At 38.6% G+C, this 17,796-nt stretch carries 15 protein-coding genes; 10 read left to right on the plus strand and 5 right to left on the minus strand.

The features are described 5' to 3' along the window. Positions 1 to 106 precede the first annotated feature (106 nt). Entirely contained in the window at positions 107 to 727 is a 621-nt protein-coding gene (locus tag ACPWSO_RS09645; RefSeq protein ID WP_426082842.1) for an FMN-dependent NADH-azoreductase, read from the minus strand. 340 nt (positions 728 to 1,067) lie between these two features. Here ACPWSO_RS09645 and ACPWSO_RS09650 point away from each other — a divergent pair, with 340 nt between their 5' ends. The 4 genes from ACPWSO_RS09650 (at position 1,068) to manA (ending at position 4,856) form a co-directional block, all read left to right on the plus strand. Then, positions 1,068 to 1,631 (plus strand): guanylate kinase, encoded by a 564-nt coding sequence (locus ACPWSO_RS09650; protein WP_426082843.1) that lies wholly within the window; start codon positions 1,068 to 1,070, stop codon positions 1,629 to 1,631. Positions 1,632 to 2,036: 405 nt separating this feature from the next. Next, positions 2,037 to 2,786, plus strand: coding sequence for a CppA N-terminal domain-containing protein (locus tag ACPWSO_RS09655; protein ID WP_426082845.1), 750 nt, complete (start codon positions 2,037 to 2,039; stop codon positions 2,784 to 2,786). Positions 2,787 to 2,808: 22 nt separating this feature from the next. Beyond that, entirely contained in the window at positions 2,809 to 3,828 is a 1,020-nt protein-coding gene (locus tag ACPWSO_RS09660) for a serine hydrolase domain-containing protein (RefSeq protein ID WP_426082847.1), read from the plus strand. Positions 3,829 to 3,887: 59 nt separating this feature from the next. After that, positions 3,888 to 4,856 (plus strand): mannose-6-phosphate isomerase, class I, encoded by a 969-nt coding sequence (gene manA, locus ACPWSO_RS09665; protein WP_426082849.1) that lies wholly within the window; start codon positions 3,888 to 3,890, stop codon positions 4,854 to 4,856. 493 nt (positions 4,857 to 5,349) lie between these two features. Here manA and ACPWSO_RS09670 read toward each other — a convergent pair whose 3' ends face one another. From ACPWSO_RS09670 to ACPWSO_RS09680, 3 genes are all read right to left on the minus strand, one after another. Then, positions 5,350 to 6,030 carry a type 1 glutamine amidotransferase gene (locus tag ACPWSO_RS09670; RefSeq protein WP_426082851.1) on the minus strand — a complete coding sequence of 227 codons (681 nt, stop codon included), beginning with the start codon at positions 6,028 to 6,030 and terminating at the stop codon, positions 5,350 to 5,352. Then, complete coding sequence (locus ACPWSO_RS09675; protein WP_426082852.1) at positions 6,023 to 7,375, minus strand: MurT ligase domain-containing protein; 1,353 nt, start codon at positions 7,373 to 7,375, stop codon at positions 6,023 to 6,025. The genes ACPWSO_RS09670 and ACPWSO_RS09675 overlap by 8 nt, the downstream gene beginning before the upstream one ends. A gap of 233 nt (positions 7,376 to 7,608) precedes the next feature. Next, on the minus strand, positions 7,609 to 9,009 hold the full coding sequence (locus tag ACPWSO_RS09680; RefSeq protein ID WP_426082854.1) for a TrkH family potassium uptake protein: 1,401 nt from the start codon (positions 9,007 to 9,009) through the stop codon (positions 7,609 to 7,611). A gap of 259 nt (positions 9,010 to 9,268) precedes the next feature. Between ACPWSO_RS09680 and ACPWSO_RS09685 the strand changes: the two genes are divergently transcribed. The 5 genes from ACPWSO_RS09685 (at position 9,269) to glyA (ending at position 14,322) form a co-directional block, all read left to right on the plus strand. Further along, on the plus strand, positions 9,269 to 9,850 hold the full coding sequence (locus tag ACPWSO_RS09685) for a thymidine kinase (protein WP_426082856.1): 582 nt from the start codon (positions 9,269 to 9,271) through the stop codon (positions 9,848 to 9,850). 205 nt (positions 9,851 to 10,055) lie between these two features. Continuing rightward, positions 10,056 to 11,129, plus strand: coding sequence for a peptide chain release factor 1 (prfA, locus tag ACPWSO_RS09690; protein ID WP_426082858.1), 1,074 nt, complete (start codon positions 10,056 to 10,058; stop codon positions 11,127 to 11,129). Continuing rightward, the gene (gene prmC, locus ACPWSO_RS09695) at positions 11,122 to 11,955 is read left to right on the plus strand and encodes a peptide chain release factor N(5)-glutamine methyltransferase (RefSeq protein WP_426082860.1); all 834 of its coding nucleotides are present in this window, start codon (positions 11,122 to 11,124) and stop codon (positions 11,953 to 11,955) included. Before prfA ends, prmC begins: the two co-directional genes overlap by 8 nt. Positions 11,956 to 11,985: 30 nt before the next feature. Beyond that, a complete protein-coding gene (locus ACPWSO_RS09700) occupies positions 11,986 to 13,008 on the plus strand; it encodes an L-threonylcarbamoyladenylate synthase (protein ID WP_426082861.1) in 1,023 nt (340 codons plus the stop codon). 72 nt (positions 13,009 to 13,080) lie between these two features. Further along, positions 13,081 to 14,322, plus strand: a complete 1,242-nt coding sequence (gene glyA, locus ACPWSO_RS09705; protein WP_426082862.1) for a serine hydroxymethyltransferase — start codon at positions 13,081 to 13,083, stop codon at positions 14,320 to 14,322. An 845-nt stretch (positions 14,323 to 15,167) separates the two neighbouring features. Here glyA and ACPWSO_RS09710 read toward each other — a convergent pair. After that, on the minus strand, positions 15,168 to 15,950 hold the full coding sequence (locus ACPWSO_RS09710) for a sulfite exporter TauE/SafE family protein (RefSeq protein ID WP_426082864.1): 783 nt from the start codon (positions 15,948 to 15,950) through the stop codon (positions 15,168 to 15,170). A gap of 1,029 nt (positions 15,951 to 16,979) precedes the next feature. Here ACPWSO_RS09710 and upp point away from each other — a divergent pair. Beyond that, positions 16,980 to 17,609: a uracil phosphoribosyltransferase gene (gene upp / locus ACPWSO_RS09715; protein ID WP_426082866.1), complete on the plus strand. Its 630-nt coding sequence runs from the start codon at positions 16,980 to 16,982 to the stop codon at positions 17,607 to 17,609. Positions 17,610 to 17,796 lie beyond the last annotated feature (187 nt).

A 17,796-nucleotide genomic window follows, 5' to 3' on the forward strand; every position in this document is an offset into this window, starting at 1 on the left:
TCTCTTTTATATTAAGGTAAAGAGAACAAAAAAGTGGGTAGTAAACCGGAAAAAAGTGCTGCAGCGGCTGTCATTTCGACAGCCGCTGCAGCACTTAATTGCTTTTTTAGAAGCTTTTACCTAAGTCTTCTGCTTTTTTCAAGGCTTCATTCATTAGTTCTTCGGAACGTTCTGGTGCATAATCGATTCCTTCGATAAACAGCTGTTGAACATCTTCAATACCGATAAAGTTAAGAATACCTTTTACGTATTGTGAAGAGAAATCGTTTCCGCCGTATACACCGCCGTTAGACTGGATATGAAGTACGCTTTTTCCTTCAGCAAGGCCTTTAGGACCTTCTTCTGTATATTTGAATGTTTTGCCTGCAACGTTAATTGTATCAATCCATGCTTTTAGACGGGTTGGTACATTCAAGTTCCAAAGTGCATTAGCAATAACAACTTTATCTGAATTGATAAACTGTTCTGTTAAATCGTTAAAGCGAGAAATTTTCTCCTGTTGTGAAGCATTCAAGCTAGTAAATTCAGAACCGGCTCTTAAGGCATTCCATCCAGATAATAGCTCTTCATCAATTTCTGGAACAGTGTCTGCATAGACATCCAGAATTTCGATTTGATCATCAGCGTTAACTGATTTATAACTTTCTAAAAATGAGTCCAAAGCCCGCACTGAGCGTGATTCTTCCTTAGTAAGTGGGTGTGCCTTAACAACTAATAATTTTGACATGTGTGTTTTCTCCTTTTCATTGTGATTCCACTACTGATAATTTGGTGCAGCAGAAATAGTTTTATGATTATTTTAGGATGCATCCGAAAACTTAAATAAAATTCAATTTATTCAGACAAAATCCATTATTAAACATTATCATTTTACTAATAAAAAGTAAGGGAAGCAATATATTTGCTTATAAGAAAATTTTTGGTAATGATTTCTAAACAGTTGGAAGAAGTGAAAGGTTTGATATTGCTGAAAAATCAAGCTATGATAGTAAAAAGAAAGAGTATGCTGCATGAATAACGACAATCCTAGAATTAGCTGAACTATATATTAGAAAGGAGAGACCTGTATGGAAGTGGAAAAAATAAATCATCCTCTGTATATCATTATGGGTCCAAGCGGATCAGGAAAAACAAAAATAACTGAGCTGGCCTTTCCCAAAGAAAGTAAAATTGTTTCCTATACCACTAGAAAAAAGCGTAAAGGAGAGCAGGAGGGACTGGATTATTATTTTGTCGATAGGGAGCAGTTTGAAGAACTAATAAATACAGGTAAGCTGATTGAATATGATGAGTATGACGGACATTATTATGGAATTGGGGTAGAAGAGATTGTTAGGAAAACTCGTAGTCGTAGTGCCTACAATGCCTTGACCATCAAAGGCTTTCGGACTCTGGCTGCCCGTTTTGGCAATCAGGTAGTTCCAATTTTTTTAGATGTCAGCAGGGAAAATAGTCAAAAACGCCTAAAACTGCGTAAAGACGACAAGCTTTCTCAAGAGAAACGACTGGCAATATTTGAGCAGGATCAGCAGATTAAAGAGCAGCTGCAGCAGTATAAAAATCTCCACGTAATTGATGGAAATCAGCCGCTGGAAAAAGTGGTTGAAGAGCTGAAGCGGATCATTGAATAATGGGTTTTAAGGAATGACTATGGTGTGGGACAAATTAAGAAATTTCTGCTTATACATTACAAGGGACGAACGGATATTTATCAGTACTTGTTTGGTTCTCAAAGTATACCTCTTCTGTTTCAATTTGATTCCTTCATAAAATCAATAAAACTGAGGAAATAAAGCAAAACAAGTGAGGAAAATCTTACTATACTTGTTTTGTTTTATTTTGTATAATTTACATTAAATATCATTTGTTATTTTAAAATAAAATATTTTTTATGAAAAAATCATGTATTTAATACATAAAACAAATAATTGGTCTAGTTGCTTGGAAAGTCTGAATCGTCGGGCTTAATTAGTTGCTCAATTCAGGACAAGTGATACAATAGTAGTGAATTGTTAGTGTGATAGGGAGGAAAATGTATGGGGACTTTTCAATTAGCAGAGGACGCCTCTTTGAATACAATTGCATTCAAAATCAATAGTAATCATGAAATGGTCAGCTTCTATAAAGATGTATTAGGGTTTACCCTGAAAAATGAAGAAAATGGACTGTCAATATTTGATATCAATAAAGATAAAAAACAGCAACTGATTTTAGAGGAAACAGATGCAATGGATCTTTCAGAAAAAGCTGAAGCTTCACTCGTGCACTATTCTGTTCAGATGGGTTCTGAATCAGAGTTTACCGCAGCCCTCCAACATTTTTCCAGCCAGGATATTTCCACAGAAGAACTCTCAAAAAATAAAAAGTTAAACGGCGTTCGTTTGGTTGATCCAGAAAAAAATGAAATTGAATTTCTTTATCCAAACAAAGCGCACGATGGCCAGAATGGTGAAACTGTTGGTAGTGGACTTGTAAAAATTTCGTTGAATACTGCAAATAAAGAGCAGAGTCAAACCTTTTATGAGAATATCTTCGGTATGAAAAAGCTTGCTGAAGACTTGCTGACGTTTAACAATCAGAAGGTTGTTTTTCAGCTGGTAGAAGAAAAGGATTATGACAATTTAGGCTGGAGTTTTTTTGTCGTTGATTTGAAAACTTCGGAAGAAATTGAGCGGCTTAGTGAACACTTGAAAACAATGAAACAGGACTTTTTTGTGGATAATAAACGGTCGATTCTGACTGTTTTTGACGTAAATGGTATCGAATGGTGGTTTGTCCGCGAATAAGCTGGATATGGAGAATAAGATGATGTATGAACAGACAAAAAACTGTATTAACAGTTTCCTGAAAGAGGGCGTATTTCCAGGTGTTTCCTACAGCTTTATACGCAATGGCAGTATAGAGTCTCAAACACTTGGATTTGCACGGCTCCTTCCTGAAAAAGAAAAGCTAACAACAGATCATCTGTTTGATGTTGCCTCCTTAACAAAGGTGATTTGTACCACAACTGTTATTTTGCAGTTGCTAGAGGAAAAGCTTATTGCACTGGATCAGCCGCTTAAAATGTATTACCCGGTATTTACGGATGACAAGATAACGATTCGACACTTGCTTACACATACTAGTGATATTCATACGTACATAAAAAATCGGGATTCATTATCGCAAAAAGAGCTAATCGAGGCCTACAATAACGTGGAATCTGGGAGTAAGCTTGGGAAAGAAGTAAAGTATACAGATGTAGGAACTATTCTGCTAGGCTTGATGCTGGAACATTTACTAAAAAAAACTGCCGTGGAGTTATTTGAGGAGCGAGTACTTAGACCACTGCAAATGACAAGCAGCTGTTTTCTTCCTGCGGCTTCTGTAAAAACCGTAGCTACAGAAGATCATCCTGTCAGAGGAATAATTCAAGGAGCGACGCATGATCCCAAAGCCTTTGTATTGTCAGAGCATGCGGGAAATGCCGGCTTGTTTACAAATTTATCAGATTTGCTGAGTTTTGCTGAAATGTACTTAAATGATGGTAGCTATAACGGAAAAACGTTTTTGAAAAAAGAAACGATTCAAGGATTGTTAAAAGACTATACACTTGCAGCTACAGGTGAGCGTTCTTTGGGCTGGGATTTGAAAGAAGGATTGAACGGCGAGCGTTTTCTTTTTCATACAGGTTACACTGGAACATTTTTATTATTAGATATTTTGCACAAAGAGGCTTTTCTTTTTTTATCTAACCGGGTTCATCCTGCAGACAACCGTCAGGCTTATATTGAAAAAAGAGATGAGCTGCTGCAGATTTATCTGGAAGAAAAAGCGAGAATGAGTTAAAATTAGCAGATAATGACTATACATTAACTATTAGAAAAGTTGCGGAGGAGTAAGTGATCATGAATCAACCTTTATTTCTAAAACCTGTTTTTCAAGAGAAGATTTGGGGCGGCAATCGTCTTCATACAGTGTTTGGCTTTGATTTACCTAACGACAAAATTGGTGAAGACTGGGCAATCAGTGCACATCCTCATGGCGTTGGCACGGTTATCAATGGCGAGTTCGCCGGTAAAAAACTGGATGAACTATGGCAGGAACATCGTGAACTCTTTGGAAATGCTTCTGGAGATGTTTTTCCTTTACTAATTAAGATTTTGGATGCAGAAGATGATTTATCTGTTCAGGTTCATCCAGATGATGCGTATGGTTTAAAACATGAAGGAGAACTAGGAAAAACTGAATGCTGGTATATCATTGATGCCGAGCCGGGAGCTTCAATTATTTATGGACATCATGCAAAGACCAGAGAAGAATTAGCTGAGATGATTCATGAAGGAAAATGGGATGACCTCTTAAAGAAGGTTCCTGTTAAAAAAGGTGATTTTTTCTATGTACCAAGCGGTACGATTCATGCAATTGGTAAAGGGATTATGATTCTGGAAACACAGCAGAGCAGCGATACAACTTATAGAGTATATGATTATGACAGAAAAGATGATAAGGGACAGCCCAGAGAGCTTCACTTGGAACAGTCAATCGATGTGACCACTGTACCGGCGAAAGAGCCTGCACTGCAGATTCAACAGCAAAACCAAGGGCAGTCAAGTCTAGTGACTTACTTGAAAACCGAGTTCTTTAATGTCTACGAATGGCTGGTTAAAGGATCATTAAAGCTGAAAAAGGGTGCACCTTATACTTTGGCAACTGTCATTAACGGTGAGGGCAGATTAGTTATTGAACAGGCTAATCCTGAGCAGAATACAACGTATGAGTTGAAGATGGGAGACAGCTTCATTCTTCCTGACGGTGTCGAAAGATGGCGTGTTGAAGGCGAGCTGACAATCATTGCTTCTGAGCCAGGCGTATAAAATCTGATTAGAAAAAAATAAAGAGTTCCCGTAGTTAGTAAAAACTGCGGGACTCTTTTTAAATAGACAGAATCGCACATTATACAAAGATAAGTAAGCTGGCAGAAGCGTAGAGAGGAAGGCTGAAATGATAAGTGAGAGAAAGTAGTGCGCCAGCTTCGATTTGTTTTAGATTATGTCACTCGTGTTACAAAGAAAATAAGCTAGTTCATCATGCTTCAGACCAATAAAATAGGCAGTGACTTCCTTTGTTATAGCTCTCTTTCCCGCAAAATAACAGAGCTCGGCCCAGAAGTCTTGATGGAGATTTTTACACCATTGGTTCAACAGGTGAATCGGCAAAGAGCTGTTAATTCTCCATTCGTTTATTAAAGTATTGATAAAAACAGCGAAGGGGATATAGTTATGTCCTCTCGCTGTTTCGTTTATTTTTTATGATTACTAGTAGCCTCATGAGTAAAGTAAATCCCTACGATGCCAAGTCGGTTGTTCGTTAAGCGGTTTGTATTCCCGCATCTTTTCCATACTTTCTTTCAAGGGCAGTATTAATGAGACGTAAACCAAGATTCTCATTTCTGGAAAGGATAGGTCCGTGAAAATATGAACCGTAGACATTTTTGTAGATAACTCCTTCGGAACCATCTTCGGCATTGTTTCCTTTGCCTTCAACAACCTTTCCTAAAGGGCGTTCCCCTTCCCCTAAGAATGTCCGTCCATTATGATTTTCAAATCCATAGTAAGTTTCGTTAAACTCCTCGTTATGAATAGTGATATCACCGATATATCGGTTGTTATCCTGACTAAGCGTGTAGTGATCCAAAGCACTGATGCCTTTGATTTTTTCACCATCTGCGCCAATGTAATAATGTCCCAGCAGCTGATAGCCGCCGCAGATAGCCAACATAACGCCATCATCTTCAATATAGCTGGTTAGCGTGTCTTTTTTTGTTTGAATATCCTGCGAAACAATAACCTGCTCAAAATCCTGCCCGCCGCCAAAAAAGACTAAATCATATTTTTCAGGATCAAACGGTTCATAAATACTGACTATCTCAGAAGTAAAGGCAATGCCGTTTTTCTCAGCAAGATATTTCAGCATCAGCATATTACCATTGTCGCCATACGTATTCAGCAGGTTACCGTAAAGGTGACAGACATGAAGTTCTTTAGACACTGTTCATTCCTCCTTGAATATAGCCTTGGACAGCAAGTGCTTTTCTAAGCTGCAGCACAGCTGTGTAAGTGGCTAAAATATACACATTTTCAGTTGGCAGTTCTTTAATAGCAGTAATGACTTTTTCCAAATCAGGAATCTCAGTAAGCTTTTCCTCAGGAATGCCAGCTACCTTTAAGCGCAGCGCCATATCTGTATGACGGTCACCGCCGGCAATCACTGCTGGAATATCCATCTCTGCAAAGGCTTCGTGATTTCCGTCCCAAATCCAGCTGACATCTATTCCGTCTGCGTAATTTGCATTTAACAAAGAAACCAAGGAGAAGGGATAGGGAGCTAAGCCAATCATATCAACAACCTGATTCAAGCCCACCGGATTTTTAACAAGTACCAGTGTACAGCGTTTATCACCAATTTGAATCACTTCCTGACGTCCAAACACTTTTTCATCGTAGCTTAATCCTGCTTTGATTTTTTCTTTATCCACACCATAATGTTCAGCCACTGCAGCAGCGGCTAAAGCGTTGTACACGTTATACATGCCGCCGACAGCTATGTCATAGGTTCCGCCGTCAATAACAAATTCAGCTGAGACATTGTCCATATGTATCATATCGGTTAGCTGAACGTCCAACTCTGGTCTATGGAAGTCACAGTTTGGACAGTAATAATTGCCTAAATTCGCGTAAGTAATCATTTTATAGTGTAAAATGTGATGACAATTAGGACATAATACGCCATCGGTATTGTAATGTGCCAGCTGTTCTTTATCAGGCAGATGGTTAAAGCCGTAGTATTTTCTTGGATTTACGGTATCCACTGAATTGAAGATTGGTGAATCACCATTGCAGAGAATCGTCGCTTCCGGTGAAGTTGCTGCTCCTTCAACAATCATTCGGTAAGTTGTATAGATTTCTCCATAGCGATCCATCTGATCACGGAAAATGTTGGTAAACAAAAACAATTTTGGTTTAATGTATTTCGTCACTTTACTTAGACTGGCTTCATCAATTTCCAGAACTGCAAATTTTTTCTGTCCTTTTTTAGCATTGGCAGAAAGAAACGTAGAAACAATTCCCTGAGCCATATTTGCTCCGGTAGGGTTTGTCAAAACATGATCAAACTCCTGTTTTAAAATATTAACGGTTAAGGCGGTTGTTAGAGTTTTTCCGTTGGTTCCAGTTACCACGACAATTTCGTAGTCTTTTGCCAATGTATCTAAAATATTAGGATCTATTTTTAATGCCAGTTGTCCCGGATAGCTGCTTCCGCCTTTAAAAAAAGTTTTTAATACCCATTGCGATGTTTTGCCGGCAGCAATCGCCACTTGACTTCTTAATCCCATAAAGTACCCTCCAATAGCTTTTTTCCATTTTTTCACGCTATATAAACCCTGTTCAAAACCCGTTATGTATACTACTGGAATTTATATATTGAAACTCCACCTATAATACCATAATTAAAAAAAAATATTAATTGATTTTTCTCAATCTTCATTGAATCGCAAGAAATCCCAAAAAACAACTATCTGCTGTTTTTTGGGATTTCTTTACTAAGATGGTTAAAATTCAAAATTGATTAACCAATAATGATTTTTTCTGAAGGGTATTCGTAGCCAAGATCTCGTGTTTCTTTGGGAATGAAAATCATTAATGTGTACAGCATGCCAATTCTGCCGATAAACATTAAGAGTGAAATCATGATTTTTCCGGTAATGCTTAAATCATCTGTAATGCCTAAAGATAAACCTGTTGTCCCAAAGGCAGAGGCAACTTCTACAATAATCGCAATCAAGGAATGCTCCTCCGTTGCAGAAAGAATAACCACAGAAAAGAAGCACATCAGAAGAGAAAGCATAAAAACAACAACTGATTTCTTTACATCATCATCATCAATTCGCCGGCCGAAGATGTTAACATTGTCTTCACTTTTAATAAATGAGTATAGATACAGACCAATGATAGCAACGGTTGTAGTCCTTATACCGCCGCCGACAGAACTTGGGCTGCAGCCAATAAACATTAGCATAGAAAAGACAATCAGTGTAGTTATTTGAAAATCCTGAAGCGGATTAATCTGAAGTCCGGCATTTCTGGTTGTCATGGAATAAAACATAGACGTAATCCAGCGGTTAGTCTCACTCATATCTGTAAATAAATGATTTCTTTCAAGCAGATAAATCAAAATAGTCCCGCCAATGAACAGGATAATGAAGGCTAGCATAGCTATCTTACTGAAAAGGGAAAAACGAAAAGGCAAGCAGCGTTTGGTTTTCTTAAAGAGCAGCCACTCGCGAAATTCCATTAAAACAGGAAAGCCAATTCCCCCGATAAAGATTAAGAACATAATGATGATCAGAAATAGATAATCATTGGCAAAAGGAACAATCGAATTACCAGTAATATCAAAGCCAGAGTTAGTAACTGCCGAGATTGACTGATAAAAGCCATAGAAAATTGCATCCTTCCAGTTTGTGTAGTAGCCGGAAATATAGAAATAAATGGAAAAGAACACACCAAACAGCAGCTGGAACCATAATAATATGGAAAAAGTAATCCGAATCAGCCGGACAATACCGCTTAGCTTTGGCTGATTCATGTCAGTCATAATGAGCTGACGCTGCTTTAAAGTAATTCTTCGTTTAGACAAAATAATGAAGGCAGTGGAGATCATCATAATACCAAGACCACCTACCTGAAAAAGAATTTCCAGTAAGATAATACCTTGATCATTAAAAATGGTATGAATATCAAAGGTGGTTAAACCTGTAACACTCACTGTACTGACAGCCATGAAAAGCATATCCAGAAAGGAAGCAGAAGAACCTGGGATTCTAAAAAATGGTAGATAAAATAAAATCAGTGAGATAGCTGTCATCAAAATGTAATAGCTGACAATAATTTGAATAGATGAGAAATGGTCACTGATGAAATGACGAAATTTTCTTTGGGAACGCCAAAGAAAGCGACTGTTGAACATAATACGCCTCCTGCAAGTAATTAAGTAAAGTATAGCAGAAAAAGCAGGTTAGGGAACAGAAAAATTACGGAATCGAACATAACATTATATTGTCATCTGCAGGAAAAAGAAAAGCGCATTGCTAAGTGCTGTCTGAAAACGGAGGCAAAGGAAAACTTATTTTATTTGGAAAAAGACAGGCAATTTTGCGAAAATACTGCTTTTTTGTTCAAAATATAGTAAAATACGAAAGGAATGAAATGAAAGGTGACAGTGAGTAATGGCACAATTATTTTTTAAATACGGCGCAATGAATAGCGGAAAAACAATTGAAATTTTAAAAGTAGCACATAATTATGAAGAACAAGACAAACCGGTTGTTATCATGACCAGTGGTTTGGATACACGAGATGGTGTGGGAAATGTCTCCAGTAGAATTGGGTTGAAGCGCAAAGCCCTGCCTATTTTTGAAGAGACAAATGTCTATGATTTGGTTAAAAGTCTGGATGCTCGACCTTACTGTGTATTGGTAGATGAATCTCAATTTTTAAGCAAACATCACGTGATTGAATTTGCTAAAGTCGTGGATGATTTGGAAATACCAGTGATGGCGTTTGGGTTAAAAAATGATTTTCGTAATGAGCTGTTTGAAGGCTCAAAATATCTGCTTCTTTATGCGGATAAAATCGAGGAGCTAAAAACAATCTGCTGGTTCTGTCATAAAAAAGCAATCATGAACTTACATTATATAGATGGGAAACCAGTGTATGAAGGTGATCAGGTGCAGATTGGCGGAAATGAAGCCTATTATCCAGTTTGTCGGAAACACTATTTCCACCCTGAAAAAAGAAAAGATCTATAGCGAAGCATATAATGGATTTGCAGCTTCATAGGTTAGTAAACAGAGTGATAGGCAAGTTAAGAGCCAAATCTAAACAAATGAAATAGACCGATAGCGTTAAAAATCGGAAAACGTGGAAAAACAATTGAAAAAATGATTATTTCAGTGTAAGTAAACGCGGCAAAAAGCTGAGCTGCACTGATTATCTAGAGAAGGAGAAATGCACATGTACGATCAGTTACAGGCGATCGAGGATCGTTATGAAGAATTAGGGGAGCTCTTGAGCGATCCGGAAGTAGTTACGGATACGAAACGTTTTATGCAGCTTTCAAAGGAAGAAGCAGGAAGCAGGGAAACAGTAGAAAACTATCGCCGCTATAAAAAAGTTGTTGAAGGAATTAAGGAAGCCGAAGAACTGCTTGGCGAAAATCTTGATGCTGAAATGGCTGAAATGGCGAAGGAAGAGCTTTCTGAGCTGAAGAAGGAAAAAGAGGTTCTTGAAGAGCGAATCAAAATTTTATTATTACCTAAAGATCCGAATGATGATAAAAATATTATTATGGAAATTAGAGGAGCTGCCGGTGGTGATGAAGCAGCGCTTTTTGCTGGTGATTTGTTCAATATGTATCAGAAATACGCAGAAAGTCAGGGTTGGAAGGCTGAAGTCTTAGAAGCAAATGTTACTGGTATCGGCGGTTACAAAGAAGTGATTATGATGATTACCGGCGAAAATGTATTTTCAAAACTGAAATATGAGAGTGGTGCTCATCGTGTACAGCGTGTGCCTTCAACAGAATCTCAAGGCCGTATCCATACATCAACAGCTACAGTTGTCGTAATGCCGGAAGCGGAAGAAGTAGAGATCGACATTGCAGATAAAGATATTCGAACAGATATTTATCATGCCAGCGGTGCCGGCGGTCAGCACGTCAATAAGACAGCATCCGCTGTTCGTTTAACACACATTCCAACAGGAGTAGTAGTTGCGATGCAGGATGAACGGTCGCAGCTGAAAAACCGGGATAAGGCAATGAAGGTTCTGCGTGCCAGAGTTTATGACATCATCCAGCAGGAAGCACAAAGCGAATATGATGCAACTAGAAAATCTGCAGTGGGAACAGGGGATCGTTCGGAACGGATTCGTACCTATAATTTCCCGCAGAATCGGGTAACAGATCACCGGATAGGTTTGACAATTCAGAAGCTGGATCAGATTTTGGCTGGGAAGCTGGATGAGATTGTAGATGCGCTGGTCTTGTACGATCAAACTTCTAAATTAGAAGAGATGCAAAATGGCTAAAACTTATTTTGAAGTCCTGAAACGGGCTTCTTCTTTTTTAAAAGAGCTGGGAAAGGACGATTATGCTCCATACTATCTTCTATTTGAACGAAAAGGCTGGAATAAAACGGATTGGCTGCTTCATATGAAGGATGAGATTCCTGATGTGGAAGAAGCACAGATTCATGCAGATTTGAATAGCCTGCAGCAGGATTATCCGCCCCAGTATTTGCTAGGCTATAGTGAATTTTATGGGCATCGTTTTGTGGTCAGTGAAGATACGCTTATCCCGCGTCCTGAAACAGAAGAGCTGGTGGAATATTGTCTCAATGAGAATTTGCAGAATAAGCTAACCGTTGTGGATGTAGGGACGGGGACAGGAGCAATTGCAATCAGCCTGAAGCTGGCACGTCCTGATTGGCAGATTACTGCGGTGGACCTTTCGAAAGAAGCGCTGGCAGTTGCGGCACAAAATAGTGAAGCACTGGCAGCTTCGATAGAGCTGGTTTTAGGGGATGGACTTGCTCCAGTTCTGAATAAGGAGATAGATATTCTTATTTCCAATCCGCCGTATATTAGTTTAACAGAATGGCAGCTGATGGATCAAAGTGTGAAAAAGTATGAGCCGAAGCAGGCCTTGTTTGCAGAAGATGATGGATTGGCAATATACAAGCAGCTTGTGAAGGAGGCAGCGAACTGCCTTAAACCAGCAGGCAAGATTTATTTCGAAATTGGTTTTCAGCAAGGGGCGGCAGTGAAGGCTCTTATTCAGGAAAAATTTCCAAATAAACAGGTTCGTGTCGAGAAGGATCTTTCAGGAAATGACCGGATGGTGATTGCTGAATAGAAACAATTGAAAAAGTAAGGAAGATGGAAAATGGAAACCAGATGTTTTACAAAAAATGATATAGACGAAGCTGCAGTGTATCTGAAGCAGGGCGAACTGGTAGCTTTTCCCACGGAAACGGTTTATGGCTTGGGCGCAAACGCACTCTCTGAAGCTTCAGTAAAGCAGGTGTATCAGGTGAAAGGACGTCCCAGCGACAATCCGCTGATTGTCCATGTAAGCGGATTGGAAATGCTGCTGTGCTATATTGATCAGCTGCCGGAAACAGCTGAAAAGCTGATACACCATTTCTGGCCGGGACCGCTGACATTGATTTTGCCGTTAAAGACCGGCAGCTTTTCTTCCTCTGTCACAGGAGGCTTAGACACCGTCGCATTTCGGATGCCTAATCATTCGCTGACCCTAAAGCTGATTGAAGCTGCAGGCATACCAATTGTTGGTCCAAGTGCAAACACTTCAGGAAAACCAAGTCCGACAACAGCTGCACACGTATATCACGATTTGAACGGAAAAATTTCTGCTATTTTGGATGGCGGACCTACTCAGATTGGTGTAGAATCAACGGTTTTAGACTTAACGGATAGCTCAGGAACCCCACTTATTTTACGGCCAGGTGCTGTGACGAAAGAAGCGCTGGAACAAGTTGTGGGGCAGGTATCAGTGGATAAGCATTTGCTCACCGAGAACGAAGCACCTAAAGCCCCAGGAATGAAGTATAAGCATTACTCTCCTAGTACCCCGGTTTGGATTGTTCAAAATGATGAGCAAAGCTGGCGGGCAGCCGCAGATTGGGCGGAAAAAAATCAGAAAAAGCTAGGTATCTTTGCCAGTAAAAAAATACTTGAATTGCTAAACGATAAAAAGATAGTCGGTTATTCTTTTGGTGAAGAGGGTGTAGAGCCGGCAACGAAATACTTGTTTTCAGGACTACGTTCCTTAGATGAAAAAGAGCTGGATTTGATTTTTGTGCCTGCTTTTCCAGAAATAGGACTGGGGACTGCATATATGAATCGTCTGAAAAAAGCAGCGGATCAAAATTTTTTCAAAATCTGATGGCTTTTTTAGGTAGAGGGGAATTAAGTATGATACAATCGAAACAAGAAATCGAATGAGGTGTTGTCTAAAATGAATTATCAAGAGTATGATCCAGAGGTTTGGGAAGCTATTGGAAAAGAGAAAGAGCGTCAAGAGAATAATTTGGAGCTAATTGCATCGGAAAATGTGGTTTCTGAAGGCGTTATGGCTGCACAGGGAAGTATTTTAACCAACAAATATGCAGAAGGCTATCCGGGAAAACGTTATTATGGCGGCTGTGAATTTGTTGATGTAGTTGAAACGCTGGCGATTGAACGAGCAAAAAAACTGTTCGGCTCTGCCTTTGCCAATGTGCAGGCACATTCTGGGTCACAGGCAAATACAGCGGCTTATCTATCTTTGGTTGAACCAGGAGATACAATCATGGGGATGGATTTATCAGCAGGGGGACATTTAACCCATGGCTCACCGGTTAACTTTAGCGGAAAAACGTATAATTTTGTCAGCTACGGTGTTGATCCGGTGACGGAAGTCATTGATTATAATGTTGTACGTATTCTGGCACGTGAACATCAGCCAAAATTAATTGTTGCTGGAGCTAGTGCGTATTCCAGAACAATCGATTTTGAAAAATTCCGTGAAATCGCTGATGAAATCGGCGCAAAATTAATGGTGGATATGGCACATATTGCCGGACTGGTTGCAGCTGGACTGCATCCTAATCCAGTTCCTTTTGCCGATATTACAACCTCTACAACCCATAAAACACTGCGGGGACCTAGAGGCGGTCTAATTTTGACAAATGACGAGGAATTAGCTAAAAAAATCAACAGCAATATTTTTCCTGGTATTCAGGGTGGTCCGTTAGAACATGTAATCGCTGGTAAAGCAGTGGCATTTAAAGAAGCACTTGATCCTGATTTTAAATATTATAGTGAACAAGTAATTGAAAATGCCAAAGCAATGACTAAAGTTTTCAACCAGTCACCTGAAGCCCGCTTGATTAGCGGTGCGACGGATAATCATCTGCTGCTGATTGATGTCACTGGTTTTGGACTAAATGGTAAAGAAGCAGAGAAAATTTTGGATACAGTGAATATTACAGTGAATAAGAATTCCATTCCTTTTGAACAGCTTAGCCCGTTTAAGACAAGTGGAATCCGAGTAGGGACACCTGCGATTACTACTAGAGGCTTCAAAGAAGAAGATTCTATCGAGGTGGCAAAACTGATTATCAAAGCTTTGAAGAATCATACAGATGAAGCTGCCATGACTGAAGTCAAGGACGCTGTGAAAGAGCTGACAGAAAAATATCCGTTATATAAAAAGTAAACGAACGATTTATTTGATTTGAAATGTTATAGGTTCTGTATCAAAATATGTTGTCAGGACTGAAAATTGAATGAAATCTTAGCACTTGAAACAAAAGCAGAAAATATCTGACTTTGTTTCAAGTTTTTTTGAGAAAGGAACTTCAAAGGCTTTCCTGTGAAGCCATGGGATATTGGTAAAAAGCTTCCTTTTAGCATTGTAAAAAAACAGTTTAAATAAGATTTTATCACTGGTGTTGCAGAAATATAGTCAGAATAATCTGAAAACACCAACCTGCTGAAAATGGAAAAGGAGAATTTTTAGAATGGCTCTAAAATCAAGCTTTTTACTATACTAATCAAAGTTTTTGCTGGTTCGTTTAGTTTTCTCAGATAAAGAATCAAACGTTATTGTAGAAAAGCATTTCTGAAAAGATGTTTTTGCGTTATACTCTTTCATGTGGTAATCCTTTTTATTGGTCTTGGATAAGTCATCCAAGAGTAGTATAAAGGACTTTTTTGTCTATGGATAGTTATGCTTCAGAACCAAGAACGGGCAGTGTCAAAAGCAAATAAGGAATTACAAGCTGCTTTTCAAGTAAGTTACAGCTTGTTTGACTTCATTTAGGAAGGAAATCGGCCAGGGCTTTCCGCCGAGTTGCTTCCGGCTCACTACCTATTCTATTGGTCTGAAGCATGCTTAGCCATTTATTTTTCTTTGCAACACCACTGAGATTTTATATGTAAATAAATATTTAACAAGCACATATTTCTGATTAGCACATTAGAGAAAACAACAGCGCTCAAAAGTTTGAACGCTGTTTTTGGTTTGTTAAAAGAGCTTGTGTATTCATAACTTTAAAGCAGTTATCCTATTGCTGCGTATAAATTATAAATATTAATGAGCAAGACTAGTAGAACGATGAGGCTATAAAGCTTTTTCACTTGAACCTCTGTCATTCGACTGCTTAGCAAACCACCCAGCCAGCCTCCCAACAAGGCTGCTGGAATTACAGCCCATAAAATTGACAGGTCGTAGGAATAGAAGCCTACACTTAGTCCAACACTGGAAAGCTTTGCAATTTGAGAAAAGAAAATTGTAACGATGGAATACACAGTTGCCATTTTGATATCCATGCCAAAAAAGAAAATAAGAGCAGCTACATTGATTGGTCCGCCGCCGATTCCCAAAAAAGTAGAAAGAATCCCCAGAAAAAGTCCGATGATTAAATAAAGCCACTTACTGGAAAGCGCTAGTTTTTTTTGCCCCCATTGATTATAAAAAAGAACAATGAGTAATGTAAGAATCATTAAGACATTCTGAATGATTTGAACCTGATTGTCTGATTTGAAAAACTCGAGCAGCCGATTTAACAGACTGTCACCGAGAACACCTCCCAATAAGGAACCCATAGAGATTGCCAGCGCTCGGCTAAAATCAATTTGAATTCCATCCTTAAGCTGTTTATAGGTTGAAGAAATGGACATGGTAAAAACAGCGGTACTGGAGTAAAAAGCAATCGCGCTTAACGAATGGAGTCCAATAAAATCCAGCACGGGCTTGATGATTACACCGCCGCCCATACCAGAAATAGCACCAACTGTATTAGATAGAACAATCGTAATAAAGTAGATAAGTAAAGTTTTCATATAATTAGCCTTTCATTTTTTTTATAAGAACTTTTTCAAAGAAACACGAGCTAAAATCAAAAAGTTAATAAATCTTATCAAACACTACTTTCTATTCATGGAAAACAGATATTGCTTTAGCTGCTGTTGACTGGATTAATAAATCCATATCTAATCCATTTAGTTTAGTTTTAGGCAACTTAGAATGCTAGAGGTACAGGAAATAAAATTTGTAGTTACTTATCCAGTATATCATGAAAACTTCCCAGTATTTATTAGAAGGTTGATGAGGACAAAGTTGAGGTGGAAATGGGCGTTTGTTGATTGGAAGTAAATTTTATCTAATTCAAATCAATCAGATGTATCACTAAGTGAATGAAAATTTAACATGAATTGTTTAAAAGAAGTAGTGAAGGCTCAAACTAGGACTAGAGCGTGTCCAAAAACACTAGCGGGGAATAGAGCTTCGAGGGTGTGCTGGACTTGTCGGCAGAAAAAACCTTTATGAGCTAAATCAGTGTTTTTTTCTTGATTGTGACAATTATCCTTGAGCATTCGGATATCACATTACTTTTCAGACACGTCCTCATTTTGATAAATAACAACATAACTTGTAAGATAACTCGTTCAGTAAACTAGTCTTGTTGCTTTTTTACTAATCTAGAAAGCGCGGATTAATGGCAGTTTATGACAGAAGATTGAGCCTGAAAAGAATGATGGTTCATTTGATAAAAATAATGAGTCTGCGCTAGTAATTACAGATTTTAAAGCATGTTGTGTTATGCACTTAGCTGGGAAAATCCGAAGAAATATGTAGATGATTTTTAACTTGATTTCAGCAGAAGAATTTGAAACAATTATGCCGCTTATAAAGGCGTTGAGTAAGGGTTTATTTTAGCTGGTGTCTACTAAAATAACAGAATAGAGTCAATTGAGCTTTCTAAATAAGAAGAAGATAAAGCTAAGAAATAATTCTTGAGTGATTGACTAGTCAACCGCTCTTTTTTGTTTTACAATAGTAGAAGAAAATGAATAGTTAGGAGACAGAACATGGGAAAATTTCAAGTAATTGATCATCCATTAATTCAGCACAAATTAACAATCATCAGAGACAAAGACTGCGGAACTAAAGTTTTTCGTGAGGTAGTTAATGAAATTGCAATGCTGATGGCTTATGAGGTTTCCAGAGATATGCCTTTAGAGGATGTTGTGATTGAAACACCAATGGGTGAAACAACACAAAAGACATTATCAGGTAAGAAGGTAGCGATTGTTCCGATTTTAAGAGCAGGTATTGGCATGGTTGATGGGATTCTTGAACTAATTCCAGCAGCTAAGGTTGGACATGTCGGCTTATACCGTGACCACGAAACGTTGGAGCCGGTAGAATACTTTGTGAAAATGCCGGAAGATATTGATGCCCGTCAATTATTCGTAGTAGACCCTATGCTGGCTACTGGTGGATCAGCTATCATGGCAATTGATTCGTTGAAGGAGCGCGGCGGCAGTAATATTAAATTTGTCTGTCTGGTTGCAGCGCCAGAAGGTGTGAAAGCATTGCAGGACGCACATCCAGATATTGATATCTATACTGCTGCATTGGACGAGAAGCTGAATGAAGATGGCTATATCGTTCCAGGACTAGGTGATGCGGGCGACCGTTTGTTTGGTACAAAATAAGTAGAACTGTCTTAAATAAGACGAGAAAAAGCGTGAGGCTTCTATATTTGACTTTAGTACAAAAAAGTTTGGGCTGTAGTTTTTATAGCTCAAGCTTTTTTATTGGGAAAGAATCAGTGAATGATTTTGCAAGACCAGTAAAAAGTGAAGGAACAGTTCGTATAAATCCATTGCTTAAGTGGGGAAT

Origin of the sequence: Enterococcus sp. LJL51 (assembly GCF_049894025.1) — a bacterium.
Taxonomy (GTDB): Bacteria; Bacillota; Bacilli; order Lactobacillales; family Enterococcaceae; genus Enterococcus_L.

What these genes read in the sequence shown, in the direction of transcription:
- ACPWSO_RS09660 (WP_426082847.1), top strand. Translation starts at nt 2,809, where the DNA reads ATGTATGAACAGACAAAAAACTGTATTAACAGTTTCCTGAAAGAGGGC.
- ACPWSO_RS09680 (WP_426082854.1), bottom strand. Translation starts at nt 9,009, where the DNA reads ATGTTCAACAGTCGCTTTCTTTGGCGTTCCCAAAGAAAATTTCGTCAT.
- ACPWSO_RS09710 (WP_426082864.1), bottom strand. Translation starts at nt 15,950, where the DNA reads ATGAAAACTTTACTTATCTACTTTATTACGATTGTTCTATCTAATACA.
- prmC (WP_426082860.1), top strand. Translation starts at nt 11,122, where the DNA reads ATGGCTAAAACTTATTTTGAAGTCCTGAAACGGGCTTCTTCTTTTTTA.
- ACPWSO_RS09645 (WP_426082842.1), bottom strand. Translation starts at nt 727, where the DNA reads ATGTCAAAATTATTAGTTGTTAAGGCACACCCACTTACTAAGGAAGAA.
- ACPWSO_RS09650 (WP_426082843.1), top strand. Translation starts at nt 1,068, where the DNA reads ATGGAAGTGGAAAAAATAAATCATCCTCTGTATATCATTATGGGTCCA.
- glyA (WP_426082862.1), top strand. Translation starts at nt 13,081, where the DNA reads ATGAATTATCAAGAGTATGATCCAGAGGTTTGGGAAGCTATTGGAAAA.
- manA (WP_426082849.1), top strand. Translation starts at nt 3,888, where the DNA reads ATGAATCAACCTTTATTTCTAAAACCTGTTTTTCAAGAGAAGATTTGG.
- ACPWSO_RS09655 (WP_426082845.1), top strand. Translation starts at nt 2,037, where the DNA reads ATGGGGACTTTTCAATTAGCAGAGGACGCCTCTTTGAATACAATTGCA.
- ACPWSO_RS09700 (WP_426082861.1), top strand. Translation starts at nt 11,986, where the DNA reads ATGGAAACCAGATGTTTTACAAAAAATGATATAGACGAAGCTGCAGTG.
- ACPWSO_RS09685 (WP_426082856.1), top strand. Translation starts at nt 9,269, where the DNA reads ATGGCACAATTATTTTTTAAATACGGCGCAATGAATAGCGGAAAAACA.
- prfA (WP_426082858.1), top strand. Translation starts at nt 10,056, where the DNA reads ATGTACGATCAGTTACAGGCGATCGAGGATCGTTATGAAGAATTAGGG.
- upp (WP_426082866.1), top strand. Translation starts at nt 16,980, where the DNA reads ATGGGAAAATTTCAAGTAATTGATCATCCATTAATTCAGCACAAATTA.
- ACPWSO_RS09675 (WP_426082852.1), bottom strand. Translation starts at nt 7,375, where the DNA reads ATGGGATTAAGAAGTCAAGTGGCGATTGCTGCCGGCAAAACATCGCAA.